Below are 16992 nucleotides of genomic sequence, written 5' to 3' on the forward strand. Positions count from 1 at the left end.
TCGTCGCTATCCTATACCAAAATGCGACAATAGGGGCGGTTGGCGCGCATTTTTTTTCATTGAATTTGCTTATACGGCAACGATTGCGTCCCACCATTCGGCATTACGTAAACGTTAAACTTGTTAAGAAAGGGAAAGGCATGTCTCAGATTGAAGCAGTGTTTTTCGACTGCGACGGTACGCTGGTCGACAGTGAGGTCATCTGTTCCCGGGCGTATGTCACCATGTTCCAGGAATTTGGTATTACGCTCGATCTCGAAGAGACGTTCAAACGCTTCAAAGGCGTAAAGCTCTACGAAATCATCGATATCATTAACGCCGAACGCGGCGTCAGTCTCGCGAAAGCGGATCTGGAGCCTGTTTACCGCGCCGAGGTCGCACGCCTCTTCGACTCAGAACTGGAGGTGATCGCCGGTGCCAGCGAGCTGCTGGACGCGATGGCCGTGCCGATGTGCGTGGTCTCGAATGGCCCAGTCAGCAAAATGAACCACTCCCTGGGCAAGCTGCAGATGCTGCACCATTTCCCGGAAAAACTGTTCAGCGGCTACGATATTCAGCGCTGGAAGCCCGATCCAGCACTGATGTTCCACGCGGCAAAAGCGATGAACGTCAATGCGGAAAACTGCATCCTCGTGGATGACTCCAGCGCGGGGGCGCAGTCGGGTATTGATGCGGGGATGGAGGTGTTTTACTTCTGCGCCGATCCGCATAATAAGCCGATCAATCATCCGAAGGTGACCACCTTTACCGATCTGGCTCAGCTACCGGCACTGTGGAAAGCACGCGGCTGGAATATCACCCGCTAAGCCTGACCAGCCGTAAAGCAACACGCTTTACGGCTGTACGAGGGGTGTCAGTGCGGCTGAGTCAGGGCAGAGACTGCGGCCTTATCCGCAATAATGGTTAATGCCGGATGCAGCTGTAGTACCGACGCCGGAAGCTGTTCCGTTACCGGCCCTTCGAGCATCCCCTTCAGCGCCTGCGCCTTCCCTTCGCCGTTTACAATTAGCAGTAGGTTTTTTGCCGCCATGATGCTTTTCGGCCCCATTGTTACGTAGCTGTCCGGGACCAGCGAAAAATCGCCGCCCAATTCGCCGTGAGCCACCATATTAACCATTTCGCCCGCAATCGGCACTTCGGTGGTCATATCGTGGAAGTGGGTAGTATTGGGCAGATTACCGCAAAAGTGCCCGTCTGCACCGAGTCCCATCACCACCAGATCCAATCCACCCTGTTGGGCGATCTTCGCATCGTGATCGTGATAATTATCCACCGTCAGCTTCTGGATGTTGTCTTCGCTAATGCTGGCCGGGGTAAAGAACAGGCCGCGTAAATTGGTGATAGTCACGCCATCCCCGGTTTTGCCGCGAAAAGGAATTTCGTCGAAGTTATAAAAATGTACGTTCTTCAGCCAGTCTTTGCCTTTTACGGATGCGGTAAGCAACTCGTACATTCGCTTCGGCGTTTTACCTGCGGTGATCGCCAGATTCACCCGACGCGGTTTCAGCATGTATTCAACCACATGACGAGCCGCGAGCTGACTCATCTGCTCAACGTCTTCTGTTACGATTAGCTTCATCTTCTACTCCCGCGGTGATTTAAATAATTTTTGCACGAAGGCCGCGTAAGCCGGGCGCCAGACGTCCATTTCATGATTCAGGCCGGGGTATTCCTGATAATCGAAGCGGATCTGGCGTTTCTCAAGCTCTTGCTTCAGGCCAAGGATATCTTTACCGGTGACGACATCTTTCTCACCGACCACTACCGTGAAATTGCGCAGTTGCTTGTTAATTGACTTCGGGTCATTCAGCCGCGCACTGACGCCGGCATCCGGCACCGTGGTGGTGGTGACGCCGCTAAAGGTGGCCAGCCAGCCGAACTGCTCAAGGTGATTCATCCCGGAGACCAGTGCCTGGTAACCGCCCTGCGACAGGCCCGCCAGCGCACGGCCATCCGCGTCGTCACGCACGTTAAAGCGTTTGCTAATCAGGGGGATGATGTCGTTCATTAGCTCGCGATCGGCAGCCTGGGCATTCAGCGGGTAGAAGACATTGCGCCGCTCGTTGGGAATAAACTCCTCTGCGACGATCCCCGTTGCATCGGTTTCGGTGTCTGGCACCACCACCAGCATCGGCTCAATTTTTCCGTCGGCGAGCAGGTTATCCATGATCTGCGCGATACGCCCCTGATCGATCGCCGAGCGACCGGTATCGCCAAAGCCATGATAGAAATAGAGCACCGGCAGCGGTTTTCCCTGACCAGGGTAGCCAGGCGGCGTCCAGACGAACAGCTGGCGCTCAGACTTGAGCGCAGCAGAGTGGTAGGTCAGGGTAATCAGCTCCCCGTGCGGCACCGGATTCACATCCAGAATGCTCCCCGGCACCAGCACCATGCTGGTATTCACCTGACGCTGCGGCTTGGTCATCGCCGTACCGGTGTCAATACTGCGCACGCCGTCAACGTTGAAGAAATACTCATACAGGTTGGGCTGCATCGCCGGCCCCTGCCAGCTCCAGAGACCCGCGCTGTCTTTGGTCATTGGATGAATATTTTCCGGCGAGGGGATCCCCACCACTACCGACACGCTTTTCGCTGCTGGAGCAAAATAGCGCCAGGTTACCGACTTATCGGCATTCACCTGCGTGACATACTGACTCAGTGGCCGGGAGGGATCCGGTGCGGCCGGGAGATCTGCCGCGAAAGCGGTCTGGCTGATGCAAAAGCACAGCGTAATCAGCGATAAGCGCGTTTTAATGCGTTTCATGGGTATCGTCCTTAATAAAATGTATCGGGTTACCACCAGATTTCAGCCTGCGCACCTACCGCAAACTGGTCATTTTTCTGATCTTCGAACGTGAAGTCATCCAGCTCGGTGTCTTCTGCTTTAATGTAAGTCGCGTAGAAACGGATTTCCGGGCGAGAGGTCAACATGCTGGTGCTGACTTTAAAGGTGTGGAACAGCGTTGTTTTGTAACCGGACTCGTCATATTTCTCGCCGCTGAGATCGGTGTTCTGCTGTTTGAAATACCCCAGCTCTACGCCGGTCTGGTTATATTGATCCCAGATATACGCCGGGCGAACGACGGCACGAATGGACTCAAAGTCGGAATGTGCCCCCGTTTCATAGCTGTAGACATCATTGCCGAAGGAGTAAACCAGGGCATTGGCGACAATCACCCGGTCGTTAAGGTACATCTCACCCTGCGAGGTCAGACGTACCGCCGTGCCGTTGGTGTGATCGCCGTAATACTTGCCGTTAAAGGTGGTGTACGGACTGGAGCCCGCATAGCGTGAGAAGCTGCTCGCAATGGAGTTATTGGCCAACAGCACCGAGAACTCATTGAAGCCGCCGGTATCAAATTTTTGCGTCAACGAGGTGCCAACCATCCAGGTGTCTTTCCACTGGTAATAGTCGTTGTTCTGCTGGTTATATTTCTCGCTCGAGCTCTGGTTTGCCGCGACGTAGCGCCCGCTAACCATCAGCGTGGCTTTATCCCACAGCGGTAGCTCCTTGTAGCGCAGATCGATGGTATTGGTATTGATTTGCTGTTTGTTTTGCAGAGCACGGTCGTAGTCGTCAACATCCTCACGTACCAGCGCGATATCGATCTTACCTGGCCCCACTTTCCAGTTTTCCAGCCCGATCCCCGCCGCAGCGTCGGTACGCTGTGTTTTCCAGTCCAGCATCTGGATCTCGATTTTTGGCGCGCCGTGTTTGCCGACCCAGAAGTCCGCTTCCGGGGCAAACGGCAGGAAGCCCTGCGTCGTCACGTACATATCGGAAAACTGCATATAGTTTTCGCCGCCCGCGTTATCACCAAACCAGCCGGTGGAGTACTGCTGGCCGACGTTGCCATCCAGCATCACAATGGCATCGACGCGCTTATTGCCCTCCTGCCAGACCCGCTGTTTAAGCTGCAAATCGAACCAGCCGGAGTACTCATTCCCGAGTCGACCCAATGAGCCGATCGCCCAGGATTTTGGCGAGCCGTGCGAGGCCGTTCCCCAGCCGGAGCGATAGTAGCCGTTATAGCTAAAGCCGATTTCATCCTTCACAAATTTACTGAAATCTTTCATGGTGATGGAAGAATAAACATCCCCGTTAGCGTTATCGGTTTTCACCAGCACCGCATCCGGTTTTTTCGCTGGGCTGACGACCTGCGTTTTGGCGAGCTCTTTATCCTTATATTGTTGAAGCTCGCCCTGGGTCTCTTTTAATGCTTGCTCGAGAGATGCGAGGCGTTGCTCCACGGTTAATGATTGCGACCCGGCATAGCAAAAAGGTGTCATCACTAAAATGACAGAGGTGAGGATGTTTCTCCTGAACATAATAATATTCCCTTTAATGGTTGTTATAAAACGGCAGAGGATTTTCTGGCTGAAATAAAACTAAACAGAACGGTAATAACAAACGCCATGACGATAGAAATAACCGCACCGGTAATACAGGCCCAGACGGTATAATCGACGCCGGTAGAGGGGATCGTTTGCATAAAAGTGAAGATGCTCGGTATCCCAAAGGAATAGACTTTAGTCTGGGCAAAACCAATAACGGCGCCGCCTGCTGCGCCGCTGATGCAGGCAATAACGAACGGATATTTACGCGGTAAATTGACGCCGTAGACGGCGGGCTCGGTGATACCAAATAGCCCTGTGACTGCCGCAGATCCTGCCACCGCGCGTTTTTGCCGATCGCGTTCACGCAGGCAGATCGCCAGCGCGGCACCCACCTGCGCCAGAATCGCCGGCACCAGCAGAGGCATCATGGTGTCGTAGCCCAGCACCGTGAAGTTGTTGATGCACAGCGGCACCAGCCCCCAGTGCAGACCGAACATCACAAATACCTGCCACAGACCGCCCATCAATGCGCCTGCAAACCCGGGTGCGGCGGTATAGATGAACAGATAACCTTGTGCTATCAGCCCGCTTATCCAGGTGGATACCGGCCCCACCACCATAAAGGTCAGCGGGGTAATCACCATCAGGCACAGCAGCGGCGAGAAAAAGGTTTTGACCGCTGACGGCAGCCACGCATTGAGCTTTCTCTCCAGCAAACTGCACAGCCAGGCGGAAAAAATGATTGGGATAACCGAAGAGGTGTAGTTGATAAAGGTCAGCGGAATGCCCATAAAATCAAATGCGGTGCCGCCAGACTCGTCCAGTGCCTTTAGCACCACCGGATGCACCAGCGCGCCGCCAATAATCATGGTCACGAACGGGTTGCCGCCAAACTGCTTTCCGGCGGTATAGCCGAGGATTATCGGGAAGAAATAAAACAGTGCATCGCTGGCGCTGAACAGGACTAAATAGGTTCCGCTCTGCTCGCTTAACACGTTCAATGTCGTGGCGACGGCGAGGCAGCCTTTAAGGATACCGGTCGCCGCCAGTAAGCCGATAAGGGGGGTAAAAATGCTCGAAATGACATACACAAAGCGATTGAACAGAGAGCCTTTTTCCGCATCCGCTGTCGCGGGCGTTTTTTCGCCGACAATCGCATTTACGGCGTTATAAATATCGTGAACATGGTTTCCAATAACAACCTGAAATTGACCGCCGTGTTCGACGACCATAATAATTCCGGGTGTGTTTTTTAATACTTCAGCGTTCGCTTTACTGCTCTCTTTTAATTTAAACCGTAAGCGCGTCGCGCAATGCATCAGGCTCACGATGTTATCTCTCCCGCCAACCCCAGCCACTATTTCCCCGGCTAATGTCATCTTGTTCATCCTTTAACAGTTATAGGCAAAAAAAAACCTGAAAAAGACGTCTCTTCTTGAGAAGGCCGTCTCTTTCAGGTTTTGCCCGCATGATTACGGTAGCAATCCACTATTTAACGCTGTTACGCCATCGAATAAATTGAATAAAATGACTTTTTGGCGTTGGAATGTTTTATTTCAGACTGAGATTAAAAACAATGCAGGGCTGAGTGAAATGTGACTGATATCTTAATTAATTGTCAACATGCGCGGGATATATTGATAGGATAAATATAACGCCAGCATAACTGGCGTTATGAATGATATTACTCTTTCGGATCTTTACCCGCGAGCATTTTGTCCAGCTCATCACCGCCAACGTGACGGAAATCCTGTCCTTTCACGAAGTAGAAGATGTATTCGCAAATGTTCTGGCAGCGGTCACCGATACGTTCGATTGAGCGGGCGCAGAACAGGGCGGTCAGTACGCTTGGAATGGTACGAGTGTCTTCCATCATGTAGGTCATCAGTTGACGCACAATGCCTTCATACTCCTGGTCGACTTTCTTGTCCTCACGGTAGATACGCACCGCTTCGTCCAGATCCATCCGCGCAAAGGCATCCAGCACATCGTGCAGCATCTGCACGGTGTGGCGACCTAGCGATTCCAGGCTCACCAGCAGCGGCTGGTGTTGCTGAGAAAATTTCTCCAGCGCGGTGCGGCAAATTTTGTCCGCCACGTCGCCAATACGTTCCAGCTCGGCGATGGTTTTGATGATCGCCATCACCAGGCGCAGGTCGCTCGCCGTTGGCTGGCGTTTGGCGATGATCCGCACGCAGGCTTCGTCAATGGCGACTTCCATCATGTTGACGTTTTTATCGCCCTCTACCACGCGCTTTGCCAGCTCGCTGTCCTGGTTATGCATCGCGGTGATCGCATCAGAAAGCTGCTGCTCTACCATTCCGCCCATGGTCATCACCTGGGTGCGGATGCTTTCCAGCTCTGCGTTGAACTGGCCGGAAATGTGTTTATTAAGATTGAGGTTGTCCATGGTTAACTCCAAATCAACCGTAGCGGCCAGTAATATAGTCTTCCGTTTGCTTTTTCGCGGGCTTGGTGAACAGATCGTCCGTTTTACTGAACTCAATCAACTCGCCCAGGTACATAAACGCGGTGTGGTCGGAACAACGCGCAGCCTGCTGCATGTTGTGGGTCACGATCACCACGGTGTAATCCGCTTTCAGCTCCGTGATCAGCTCTTCGATACGCCCGGTGGAGATGGGATCCAGGGCTGAACAAGGTTCATCCAGCAGCAGCACTTCCGGTCGAATGGCGATGCCACGCGCAATGCACAGACGCTGCTGTTGACCACCGGAGAGAGAGTATCCGCTCTGGTGAAGTTTATCTTTGGTTTCGTTCCATAATGCGGCCTTGGTCAAGGCCCACTGCACGCGCTCATCCATATCAGTACGGGAGAGCTTCTCAAACAGGCGTACACCAAAGGCGATATTGTCATAAATGGACATCGGGAATGGCGTCGGCTTCTGGAACACCATGCCCACCTTCGCACGCAGCAGCGCGATATCCTGGGTATTGGTGAGAATGTTATCGCCATCAAGCAGGATTTCGCCTTCGGCGCGCTGCTCAGGATACAGCGAATACATTTTGTTAAAGGTACGCAGCAGGGTGGATTTACCACAGCCTGAAGGCCCGATAAAGGCTGTCACCTGGTTCTTGGCGATATCCAGGTTGATGTTTTTCAGGGCATGGAATTTGCCATAGTAAAAGTTCAAATCACGAACCGAAAGAATACCTGGGGCAGTATCAACCATACTCATTGACTCATTTCCTCATCCGGCGCCGCAGAGTGCCACGCCGTCAATAATTAACCGTGTTTCTTCTTCGCGAAAATAACGCGCGCCAGAATGTTCAGTAACAATACACACAGGGTAATAATCAGCACCCCGGCCCAGGCCAGTGACTGCCATTCGGCAAACGGGCTCATTGCAAATTTAAAGATGGTCACCGGCAGGTTGGCGATCGGCTGCATCATGTCCGTGCTCCAGAACTGATTGGAGAGCGCGGTAAAGAGCAGCGGGGCCGTTTCACCTGCGATACGGGCAATGGCCAGCAGCACACCTGTCAGGATCCCAGAGACCGAGGCCTTCAGAGTGATGGCGGAAATCATCTTCCACTTCGGCGTACCCAATGCGTAGGCTGCTTCACGCAGGCTATCCGGCACCAGTTTCAGCATGTTCTCGGTGGTACGGATAACGATAGGTACCTGCAGCAGCGCCAGCGCAATCACCCCCGCCCAACCGGAGAAATGCTCCATCTGCGCCACCACGATGGTGTAAACAAACAGACCGACCACGATAGACGGGGCAGAAAGCAGAATGTCGTTAATGAAGCGGATCACTTCTGCGACCCACGACTTGCGGCCATATTCCGCCAGATAAATCCCCGCCATAATACCCAGTGGGGTACCAAAAACGGTCGCCCACAGGATCAGCAGGCCGCTGCCCGCCAGGGCGTTCGCCAGGCCGCCACCCGCTGTATTTGGCGGTGGAGTCATTTCGGTGAACAGCGCCAGCGACATACCGTCGATACCGCGGGTCACCGTGGAGAACAGGATCCAGATAAGCCAGAACAGGCCAAATGCCATCGTTGCCATCGAGAGGCTCAACGCAAGGCGGTTTTTAAAGCGGCGCTTCGCCTGCATTTTGCGGCGAGATTCTGCCAGCTCGGCGGTGTTTTGCATTTCGAGCGTCGCCATTAGCGTGCCCCCTCATTTTTGGCCAGGCGCATGATCATCACTTTAGAGATCGCCAGAACGATGAAGGTGATAACAAACAGAATTAAGCCCAGTTCCATCAGTGCCGCAACGTGCAGGCCCGATTCCGCTTCGGCGAATTCGTTAGCCAGCGCCGAGGTGATGCTATTACCCGGCATGTAGAGGGAGGCACTGTCGAGCTGGTAGGTGTTGCCGATGATAAAGGTGACCGCCATGGTTTCGCCCAGCGCGCGGCCCAGACCCAGCATCACGCCGCCAATCACCCCGTTGCGGGTAAACGGCAGGACGATACGCCAGATAACCTCCCAGGTGGTGCAGCCGATACCGTAGGCCGACTCTTTCATCATCACCGGAGTTTGTTCGAAGACATCGCGCATTACCGCCGCAATGTACGGAATAATCATGATGGCCAGGATCACACCTGCAGCCAGGATCCCGATACCGAATGCCGGACCGGAAAAGAGCGCGCCCACAAACGGAATATTCGACAGGACGTTGCCTACCGGTTCCTGGAAGTAAGTTGCAAACAGTGGCGCAAAGATAAACAGGCCCCACATGCCATAAACGATACTCGGGATGGCCGCCAGCAGTTCGATGGCGATGCCCAGTGGACGCTTCAGCCAGTTCGGTGCCAGTTCAGTCAGGAACAGGGCGATACCAAAGCTGACCGGCACGGCAATCAGCAGGGCGATAAACGAGGTTACCAGCGTGCCGTAAATCGGCACCAGTGCACCGTAGATATCGTTCGGGGCATCCCATTCCTTGGTCCACAGGAAGGAGAAACCAAATTTCTGGATGCTCGGCCAGGAGGAGAAAATCAAGGACACGATAATGCCGCCCAGCAGCAATAGCACAATCAGCGCAGCCAGTTTTACCAGCGCGCTGAAAATCATGTCACCTTTTTTACCCGGAGGGTTAAATGCAGGCTTGGTTGCAGCCATAAGTTACTCTTCTGTTAATCGCGTTTACGAAGTTAGCGGGTGCGCCAGGCGCTACCCGCTATTTTCGTCAGAATGCTAAATTAATACAATGCCTTACCGCTGCTGTCTTTCACGTTGGTTTTCCATGCAGCACGAATCTGCTCAACCACGCTGTCCGGCAGGCTGGCGTAGTCCAGGTCATTAGCCTGTTTGCCGCCATTTTTGTATGCCCAGTCGAAGAACTTCAGCACTTCAGTACCCTGCTCAGGTTTCTTCTGATCTTTGTGCACCAGGATGAAGGTGGTAGAGGTGATTGGCCATGCCTCGTCACCCTTCTGGTTAGTCAGATCCTGGGCGAAAGATTTGCTCCAGTCAGCGCCTTTAGCGGCGTTAGCGAAGCTCTCTTCCGTCGGGCTTACCGGCTTACCATCTGCAGAGATAAGTTTGGTGTAGGCCAGGTTGTTCTGCTTGGCGTATGCGTATTCTACGTAGCCAATTGAGCCAGGCAGACGCTGTACGAACGCGGCGATACCGTCGTTACCTTTACCGCCCAGACCGGTTGGCCAGTTAACGGTAGAGCCAGAGCCGACTTTGGATTTCCACTCTTCGTTCACTTTCGCCAGGTAGCTGGTGAAGACGAAGGAGGTACCGGAGCCGTCAGCACGACGCACCACGGCGATGTTCTGCGAAGGCAGCTTCACGCCCGGGTTCAGTTTGGTGATGGCTTCGTCATCCCATTTTTTGATTTTGCCCAGGTAAATGTCACCCAGGGTTTTGCCGTCCAACACCAGCTCGCCTGATTTCAGGCCAGGGATATTCACGGCCAGCACAACACCACCGATAACGGTCGGGAACTGGAACAGGCCTTCCTGCGTCAGTTTTTCATCAGACAGAGGAGCGTCAGATGCGCCGAAATCAACGGTGTTGGCCGTAATTTGTTTAACGCCACCGGAGGAACCGATACCCTGGTAGTTAACCTTGTTACCTGTTTCTTTCTGGTAAGTATCAGCCCATTTGGCATACACCGGCGCAGGGAAGGTTGCACCAGCACCCGTCAGGCTTGCCTCAGCAAATACAGAGAAAGCGCTCATCGATAAGGTCGCGGCGACAACAGTTGCGACAGTGGTACGCATAACTTTCATAATGTCTCCTGCAAGGATTTCGTAAATCATTGTTTAAGTGGCTACGATGAGCAAAATAGGACAAACAGGTGACAGATAAATGTCCGAATTATGACAGTTTTATGACATAGAAATCTGCAGGAAAAAATCAGCAAAATAAGCGTTTAACATCATCGCGTTAGCATTAAACATGACGGATTTTTTTCAGTAAAATTATCTTTATGTGACACTGAAAAAATAGCTGAAGATGACAGATTGTCATATACGGAAGGGATAAAAAAAACTCCACCCGAAGGTGGAGTCTGGAGAGATTATTCTACGGTAACCGACTTCGCCAGGTTACGCGGCTGGTCAACGTCAGTGCCCTTGATCAGCGCAACGTGATACGCCAGCAGCTGCAGCGGAACGGTATAGAAGATTGGCGCAATCACCTCTTCCACATGCGGCATCTCAATGATGTGCATGTTGTCGTTGCTGGTGAAACCGGCGTCGCTGTCCGCGAAGACATACAGCTGACCGCCACGGGCGCGCACTTCTTCAATGTTGGATTTCAGTTTTTCCAGCAGTTCGTTGTTTGGCGCCACAACGATAACCGGCATATCCGCATCAATCAGCGCCAGCGGGCCGTGTTTCAGCTCACCTGCCGCATAGGCTTCTGCGTGGATGTAGGAGATCTCTTTGAGCTTCAGCGCGCCTTCCAGCGCGATCGGGTACTGATCGCCACGACCGAGGAACAGGGCGTGATGCTTGTCAGAGAAATCTTCTGCCAGCGCTTCAATGCGTTTGTCCTGAGACAGCATCTGCTCAATACGGCTCGGCAGCGCCTGCAGACCGTGAACAATGTCCTGCTCGATGGACGCATCCTGGCCTTTCAGGCGTGCCAGTTTCGCCACCAGCATCAGCAATACTGTCAGCTGGGTGGTAAAGGCTTTGGTCGATGCCACACCAATTTCGGTTCCGGCGTTGGTCATCAGCGCCAGATCAGATTCACGCACCAGAGACGAACCCGGCACGTTACAGATCGCCAGCGAACCGAGATAGCCCAGCTCTTTAGACAGACGCAGCGCCGCCAGAGTATCGGCGGTTTCACCGGACTGGGACAGGGTGATCATCAGGCTGTTGCGGCGGACGGCCGATTTGCGATAGCGGAATTCGGAGGCGATTTCCACATCGCACGGCACGCCTGCCAGCGATTCAAACCAGTAGCGGGAGACCATACCGGAGTTGTAGGAGGTGCCGCAGGCAACAATCTGAATATGCTCTACGTTTGCCAGCATCTCGTTGGCGTTTGCACCCAGCTCACTCAGGTCGACCTCGCCGTGGCTGATACGCCCGGTCAGGGTATTTTTGATGGCGTTCGGCTGCTCGTAGATCTCTTTCTGCATGTAGTGACGGTAAGCGCCTTTGTCACCCGCGTCGTACTGCAGGCTTGATTCGATATCCTGACGCTTCACCTGCTCGCCAGATTTATCAAACAGGGTCACATCGCGACGGGTCACTTCGGCGATATCGCCCTCTTCCATGAAGATAAAGCGACGGGTCACCGGCAGCAGCGCCAGCTGATCGGAGGCGATAAAGTTCTCGCCCATCCCCAGACCGATCACCATCGGGCTGCCAGAACGCGCGGCCAGAAGGGTGGACGGGTCTCGGCTGTCCATGATCACGGTGCCATATGCGCCGCGCAGGTGCGGGATCGCACGCATCACGGCTTCACGCAGCGTGCCGCCCTGTTCCAGTTCCCAGTGAACCAGGTGGGCGATCACTTCAGTGTCCGTTTCAGAAACGAAGGTATAACCGCGCGCCGTCAGTTCCGCGCGCAGGGGTTCGTGGTTTTCGATGATGCCGTTATGCACCACCACAATGTGTTCAGAGACATGCGGGTGTGCGTTACCTTCTGAAGGTTCACCGTGCGTTGCCCAGCGGGTATGAGCAATACCTGTGCCGCCATGCAGCGGATTGTCTTCCGCTGCCTGCGCCAGCATGTTCACTTTACCGAGGCGACGCAGGCGGGTCAGATGACCTTCTGCATCGACCACTGCCAGACCGGCAGAGTCATAACCACGGTATTCCAGACGACGTAACCCTTCGAGAAGGATTTCAGCAATATCACGCTGCGCAACTGCTCCAACGATTCCACACATAGTTTTATATTCCAGATAGAGGCTTTACGCCTGTGTTGTCGCTGACCTGTTTTGCCCGTTTTATCGGGCGCCCCGAGCCTTGTAGAGAGTGGGGTTATATTTATTAGATACTGCCTTTGGGCGGGGGATTATGTTATCCCCTCTACCCGGATCCTCTCCCCAAAGGGAGAGGTAATAAATGAGTTACTTCTTTTTCACCGGGCGTTTCCAGCCCGGCTTCTGTACCTGCGGCACGCGGCTGATGACCAGCGCGTTATCCGCCACATCGCGCGTAACGGTGGTACCTGCGGCAATCGTGGCGCCATTGCCCACGGTGACCGGGGCCACCAGTTGGCTGTCGGAACCGACAAACACGTCATTACCGATGATAGTTTTAAACTTGTTTGCACCATCGTAGTTACAGGTGATGGTACCGGCGCCGATATTCACGTTGTCACCGATTTCAGCATCGCCCAGGTAAGTAAGATGACCCGCTTTCGAGCCCTTACCCAGACGCGCTTTTTTCATTTCTACGAAATTACCGACATGCGCGCCTTCCAGCAGCTCCGCGCCAGGACGCAGGCGAGCAAACGGCCCAATGGTGCAGGCGGCAGCCAGGTTTGCATCTTCAACCACGCTGTAGGCGCTGATCTCGCAATCGTCGCCAATCACGCTGTTTTTGATCACGCAACCCGCGCCGATCTTCACGCGGTGGCCGAGGGTGACGTTACCTTCAAGAATAACGTTAGTATCGATTTCAATATCGCGCCCGTGATTGAGTACACCACGCAGATCGAAACGTGCCGGATCGCGCAACATAACGCCTGCCAGCAGCAGCTTTTCAGCCTGCTCGGACTGGTAAACGCGCTCCAGACGGGACAGCTGCAGACGGTTGTTCACGCCTTCGACTTCGCTTAAGCGGTCCGGATGCACGGCAGCAATCTCGTGGCCTTCCTGATACGCCATCGCAATAATATCGGTGATGTAGAATTCACCCTGCGCATTGTTGTTGTTCAGGTTTGCCAGCCAGCGCTTCATGTCCGCGCCATTGGCGATCAGGATCCCGGTATTAATTTCCTGGATTTCACGCTGCGCATCGGTGGCATCTTTATGCTCGACAATCCCGGTCACGTTGCCGTTATCACGGGTGATTCGGCCGTAGCCCGTTGGATCGTCCAGCTTGACGGTCAACAGCCCAATGCCGCCCTGCGGTTTTGCTCCACGCAGGCGAGCCAGGGTCTCAACGGAGATCAGCGGCACGTCGCCGTAGAGCATCAGAATGTCTTCATCGTCGGAGAAGAACGGCGAGGCCTGCTGCATGGCGTGACCGGTACCCAGCTGTTCAGCCTGCAGGACCCAGTTGAGTTTGTCGTCACGCAGCGTCTGCTTCAGCAGGTCGCCACCGTGACCGTACACCAGATGGACCTGGCTGGCGCCAAGTTCATTCGCGGCATCAATGACATGCTGCACCATCGCTTTCCCTGCCAGGGTATGCAGCACTTTAGGTAGATCGGAATACATGCGGGTGCCTTTGCCAGCGGCAAGAATGACCACGCTCATCGTATTGTTCAACATACACGTCCTGACTGTAATTTGAGTGAGAAGTAGAACCCTTCGGTGTTGAAAATTCTACATATTTTTCGCCCTAAAATGGAGCGGCGGTAAAACGTACAACATCGCTTGATACGGGCTATTTACCGGTACTTTTTACAGCAGAATAGATAACTTTTCATAAGGAATATAGCGCCGTTTAGCGAAGTCTCCAGCCATCACAACGTGTTAGCCATTTTTTCGTTCCATGAATAAAGCCATGTAAAAACAAAACGCCGTTTTATTTATCTAATTATGTGACAAATGAAAAAGAAACGATGTTTCAACCTGATGATAATAGCGCTCAATTATTACTCAGGAGAATAAAATGAAGTCTACAATACCTCTGGCCCTGATGATGTGCACCACCTTCGCCGCCACTGCTGCCGAGCAGCCGCATGTCTGGAAGGCCATTGCGTTTGGTCAGTCTACGGACGTAAATTTTTCGTCCAACGTGCTGCCCGAAAAGATTGGCGTTAACGATGTCACTGTCGACGGAAAAACGCTGAAGCCGCAAGAGAGTGTCGATCTGGCCAAAGCCATAACCCTGGAAAGCCGAGGCGGTAAAATCGCCAACGCCCATGACGGCCTGACCTTCTTCTATACCGAACTGCCGGCCGGGGAGAATTTTGTCTTACAGGCCAATATCAAGGTGGATCAGTTTGGGCCGGAAAATGGTGCCAAACCTGCCGCACAGGAAGGGGCCGGGCTGCTGGTGCGCGACATTATCGGCACGCCTCGTCAGCAGCCGCTGAAGGCGGGTTACGAAGAGTTTCCTGCCGCCTCGAACCTGGTGATGAACGCCATCATGACTCAGGATAAAAAGGATCATCAGCGGGTGAAGATGCAGGCCATTACTCGCGAGGGGATCACCCGTCCGTGGGGGAATGCCGGTGCCGCCATCAAAAAACAGAGCTATAAGGAAGAGGTCGATCTGAGCCAGACCCCGGAATTCCGCCTGAAGCTGCAGCGCACTAACGATGGGTTTGTCACCGCATGGGCGCCGGTAGGCAGCGACAGCTGGGTGAGCAAGAGCGTGCCGCGCGCCGATCTGATTTCAGTGCAGAATAAGGATCGCTATTACGTCGGCTTCTTTGCCTCCCGCAATGCCAAAATTACGGTGACCGATGCCTCGCTGACCACCTCCAGCGCCAACACCGTCGCGTCCGCCCCGTGGAAAGCAGAGCCATTGCCGCTGCTGGTCCAGCTGGCATCCGCCAACAACAGCCCGTCAGCCGATTACCTGCTGCAGGCGCGCGCCAACGAGGACGGGACTTTTAACGTGCGGCAAAATGAAGTGGTGATCGGGAATGCGAAAGCGGTGAAAGCAGGCGAGATGTATTCTCTGCCAACTCGCCTGGAGCAGACCAGTCACTTTGCTCTCACCTTTACCCCTACGCAGGGCGAGCCCGTGACGCAGCAGTTCAGCGTCGAGCGCATCGCTGAGCGGAAAACCGATATCCTGTACGCCGCTCCGGACGGGAAGCCAGATGCGCAAGGCAAAGCCGCTGCGCCGCTAGACTTTGCCACCGCTATCACCCTGCTGGCCCCCGGCGGTAAGCTGGTGCTGAAAAGCGGAGATTATCCCCGCGCCCAGATCCCTCTTACCGCCAGTGGAACTCCCGATAAGCTGAAAACGCTGGAGGCGGACGGTAAAGTGGTGATCCACGGCCTGCTGCTGGACGCCAGCTACTGGCATATCAAGGGAATCGACGTTACGGAGAAAAGTCTGCGTATCCAGGGCAGCCATAACCTGGTTGAACAGGTCACCGCGTATCGCAACGACGATACCGGGATCCAGATATCGTCTCCGGAGAAAATTGGCCGTCCACTGTGGGCAAGCTATAACCGGGTGATCAATTCCGAATCGTATGCCAACCAGGATCCCGGCAAGATTAATGCTGATGGCTTTGCGGTGAAGATGCGGGTTGGCGAAGGCAACCGGCTGGAGAATTGCTATGCGCACGACAATATTGATGACGGCTTTGACCTGTTCAACAAGATTGAAGACGGTGCGAACGGCGTGGTGGTGATCGAGAACTCAGTCGCCAGCAATAATACCAGCAACGGCTTTAAGCTTGGCGGGGAAGGGCAGCCTGTGGCGCACCAGATCCGCAACAGCAAAGCGACGGGCAATCATCTGGATGGCTTCACCGATAACTTTAACCCAGGCAAGCTGGTGGTTGAGAATAACCTTGCGGTGGATAACCAGCGTTTCAACTATATCTTCCGCCCAAGTCCGTACGGCGATGTGACCACGCAGGGAACATTTACCGGCAACGTGTCGATCCGTAACCAGCCAGGACAGTACGATGATGCAGTCGTGGGGATGATTGATAACACGAATTACTTTATTGCCGGGGGCAAAAGCGTCAATACGGAAGGGAAAGAGGTCGATAAAGCTCAGGTGAAAACACAGTAACCAGAGAGGCGCTTCGCTTATCACACGACGGTAAGCGTGGCGCCACCCGGCATATCAGCACTTAGTGGTTGATTGTACCGAAAGAGATCGTCATGCTGCTGAAAAGGACTATGATTTTGTTGATAATTTTCATGATGGCATCCTGATGTTGTTGGCGTTCAGTTATGTGACATTCATCACAAAACGAAGTCTACTCCTGAACATTTTGCCGATCAAGCTTTTGTGATGTAAATCACAAAATAAATAAAACACCTTTTCAGTTTTGGAATTAATGAAACGCAGCCATAAAAAAAGCCAGCCTGGAAACCAGACTGGCTTTTATGCTTTC

Annotated in this window: 12 protein-coding genes and 1 pseudogene; 2 read left to right on the plus strand and 11 right to left on the minus strand. The window is 53.7% G+C overall.

All coding sequences use genetic code 11. From position 1 onward, the window contains the following. Positions 1-140: 140 nt before the first annotated feature. Positions 141-806: a 6-phosphogluconate phosphatase gene (gene yieH / locus M8014_RS14205; RefSeq protein WP_271283063.1), complete on the plus strand. Its 666-nt coding sequence runs from the start codon at positions 141-143 to the stop codon at positions 804-806. A 47-nt stretch (positions 807-853) separates the two neighbouring features. On the opposite strand, the gene M8014_RS14210 is transcribed toward yieH, so the two are convergent. The 11 genes and pseudogenes from M8014_RS14210 to glmU all read right to left on the minus strand — a co-directional run bounded on the left by M8014_RS14210 (position 854) and on the right by glmU (position 14227). Continuing rightward, positions 854-1579, minus strand: coding sequence for a glucosamine-6-phosphate deaminase (locus M8014_RS14210; RefSeq protein ID WP_271283064.1), 726 nt, complete (start codon positions 1577-1579; stop codon positions 854-856). A 3-nt stretch (positions 1580-1582) separates the two neighbouring features. After that, positions 1583-2764, minus strand: a complete 1182-nt coding sequence (locus M8014_RS14215; protein WP_271283065.1) for an alpha/beta hydrolase — start codon at positions 2762-2764, stop codon at positions 1583-1585. A 29-nt stretch (positions 2765-2793) separates the two neighbouring features. Beyond that, positions 2794-4329 (minus strand): carbohydrate porin, encoded by a 1536-nt coding sequence (locus tag M8014_RS14220; RefSeq protein ID WP_271283066.1) that lies wholly within the window; start codon positions 4327-4329, stop codon positions 2794-2796. Between the two features lie 32 nt (positions 4330-4361). Then, a pseudogene (locus tag M8014_RS14225) lies at positions 4362-5717 on the minus strand (PTS transporter subunit EIIC); the annotation flags it as partial. Between the two features lie 305 nt (positions 5718-6022). Beyond that, positions 6023-6748 (minus strand): phosphate signaling complex protein PhoU, encoded by a 726-nt coding sequence (phoU, locus tag M8014_RS14230; RefSeq protein ID WP_039032224.1) that lies wholly within the window; start codon positions 6746-6748, stop codon positions 6023-6025. Between the two features lie 13 nt (positions 6749-6761). Next, complete coding sequence (pstB, locus tag M8014_RS14235; protein ID WP_271283067.1) at positions 6762-7535, minus strand: phosphate ABC transporter ATP-binding protein PstB; 774 nt, start codon at positions 7533-7535, stop codon at positions 6762-6764. A gap of 47 nt (positions 7536-7582) precedes the next feature. Next, the gene (gene pstA, locus M8014_RS14240; RefSeq protein ID WP_271283068.1) at positions 7583-8473 is read right to left on the minus strand and encodes a phosphate ABC transporter permease PstA; all 891 of its coding nucleotides are present in this window, start codon (positions 8471-8473) and stop codon (positions 7583-7585) included. Next, the gene (gene pstC / locus M8014_RS14245) at positions 8473-9432 is read right to left on the minus strand and encodes a phosphate ABC transporter permease PstC (RefSeq protein WP_271283069.1); all 960 of its coding nucleotides are present in this window, start codon (positions 9430-9432) and stop codon (positions 8473-8475) included. The genes pstA and pstC overlap by 1 nt, the downstream gene beginning before the upstream one ends. Before the next feature lie 80 nt (positions 9433-9512). After that, a complete protein-coding gene (gene pstS / locus M8014_RS14250; protein WP_271283070.1) occupies positions 9513-10553 on the minus strand; it encodes a phosphate ABC transporter substrate-binding protein PstS in 1041 nt (346 codons plus the stop codon). 290 nt (positions 10554-10843) lie between these two features. Next, positions 10844-12673, minus strand: a complete 1830-nt coding sequence (glmS, locus tag M8014_RS14255; RefSeq protein WP_271283071.1) for a glutamine--fructose-6-phosphate transaminase (isomerizing) — start codon at positions 12671-12673, stop codon at positions 10844-10846. A gap of 183 nt (positions 12674-12856) precedes the next feature. Continuing rightward, entirely contained in the window at positions 12857-14227 is a 1371-nt protein-coding gene (gene glmU, locus M8014_RS14260) for a bifunctional UDP-N-acetylglucosamine diphosphorylase/glucosamine-1-phosphate N-acetyltransferase GlmU (RefSeq protein ID WP_271283072.1), read from the minus strand. A 343-nt stretch (positions 14228-14570) separates the two neighbouring features. Here glmU and M8014_RS14265 point away from each other — a divergent pair, with 343 nt between their 5' ends. Next, on the plus strand, positions 14571-16664 hold the full coding sequence (locus M8014_RS14265; RefSeq protein ID WP_271283073.1) for a right-handed parallel beta-helix repeat-containing protein: 2094 nt from the start codon (positions 14571-14573) through the stop codon (positions 16662-16664). Positions 16665-16992 lie beyond the last annotated feature (328 nt).

Source organism: Silvania hatchlandensis (genome assembly GCF_025564065.1).
Classification (GTDB): domain Bacteria; phylum Pseudomonadota; class Gammaproteobacteria; order Enterobacterales; family Enterobacteriaceae; genus Enterobacter; species Enterobacter hatchlandensis.

Excerpts from the sequence above, each read along its gene's own strand:
- pstB (WP_271283067.1), bottom strand. The coding sequence starts at position 7,535 with ATGAGTATGGTTGATACTGCCCCAGGTATTCTTTCGGTTCGTGATTTG.
- pstS (WP_271283070.1), bottom strand. The coding sequence starts at position 10,553 with ATGAAAGTTATGCGTACCACTGTCGCAACTGTTGTCGCCGCGACCTTA.
- pstC (WP_271283069.1), bottom strand. The coding sequence starts at position 9,432 with ATGGCTGCAACCAAGCCTGCATTTAACCCTCCGGGTAAAAAAGGTGAC.
- phoU (WP_039032224.1), bottom strand. The coding sequence starts at position 6,748 with ATGGACAACCTCAATCTTAATAAACACATTTCCGGCCAGTTCAACGCA.
- M8014_RS14220 (WP_271283066.1), bottom strand. The coding sequence starts at position 4,329 with ATGTTCAGGAGAAACATCCTCACCTCTGTCATTTTAGTGATGACACCT.
- pstA (WP_271283068.1), bottom strand. The coding sequence starts at position 8,473 with ATGGCGACGCTCGAAATGCAAAACACCGCCGAGCTGGCAGAATCTCGC.
- M8014_RS14265 (WP_271283073.1), top strand. The coding sequence starts at position 14,571 with ATGAAGTCTACAATACCTCTGGCCCTGATGATGTGCACCACCTTCGCC.
- yieH (WP_271283063.1), top strand. The coding sequence starts at position 141 with ATGTCTCAGATTGAAGCAGTGTTTTTCGACTGCGACGGTACGCTGGTC.
- glmS (WP_271283071.1), bottom strand. The coding sequence starts at position 12,673 with ATGTGTGGAATCGTTGGAGCAGTTGCGCAGCGTGATATTGCTGAAATC.
- M8014_RS14210 (WP_271283064.1), bottom strand. The coding sequence starts at position 1,579 with ATGAAGCTAATCGTAACAGAAGACGTTGAGCAGATGAGTCAGCTCGCG.
- M8014_RS14215 (WP_271283065.1), bottom strand. The coding sequence starts at position 2,764 with ATGAAACGCATTAAAACGCGCTTATCGCTGATTACGCTGTGCTTTTGC.
- glmU (WP_271283072.1), bottom strand. The coding sequence starts at position 14,227 with ATGTTGAACAATACGATGAGCGTGGTCATTCTTGCCGCTGGCAAAGGC.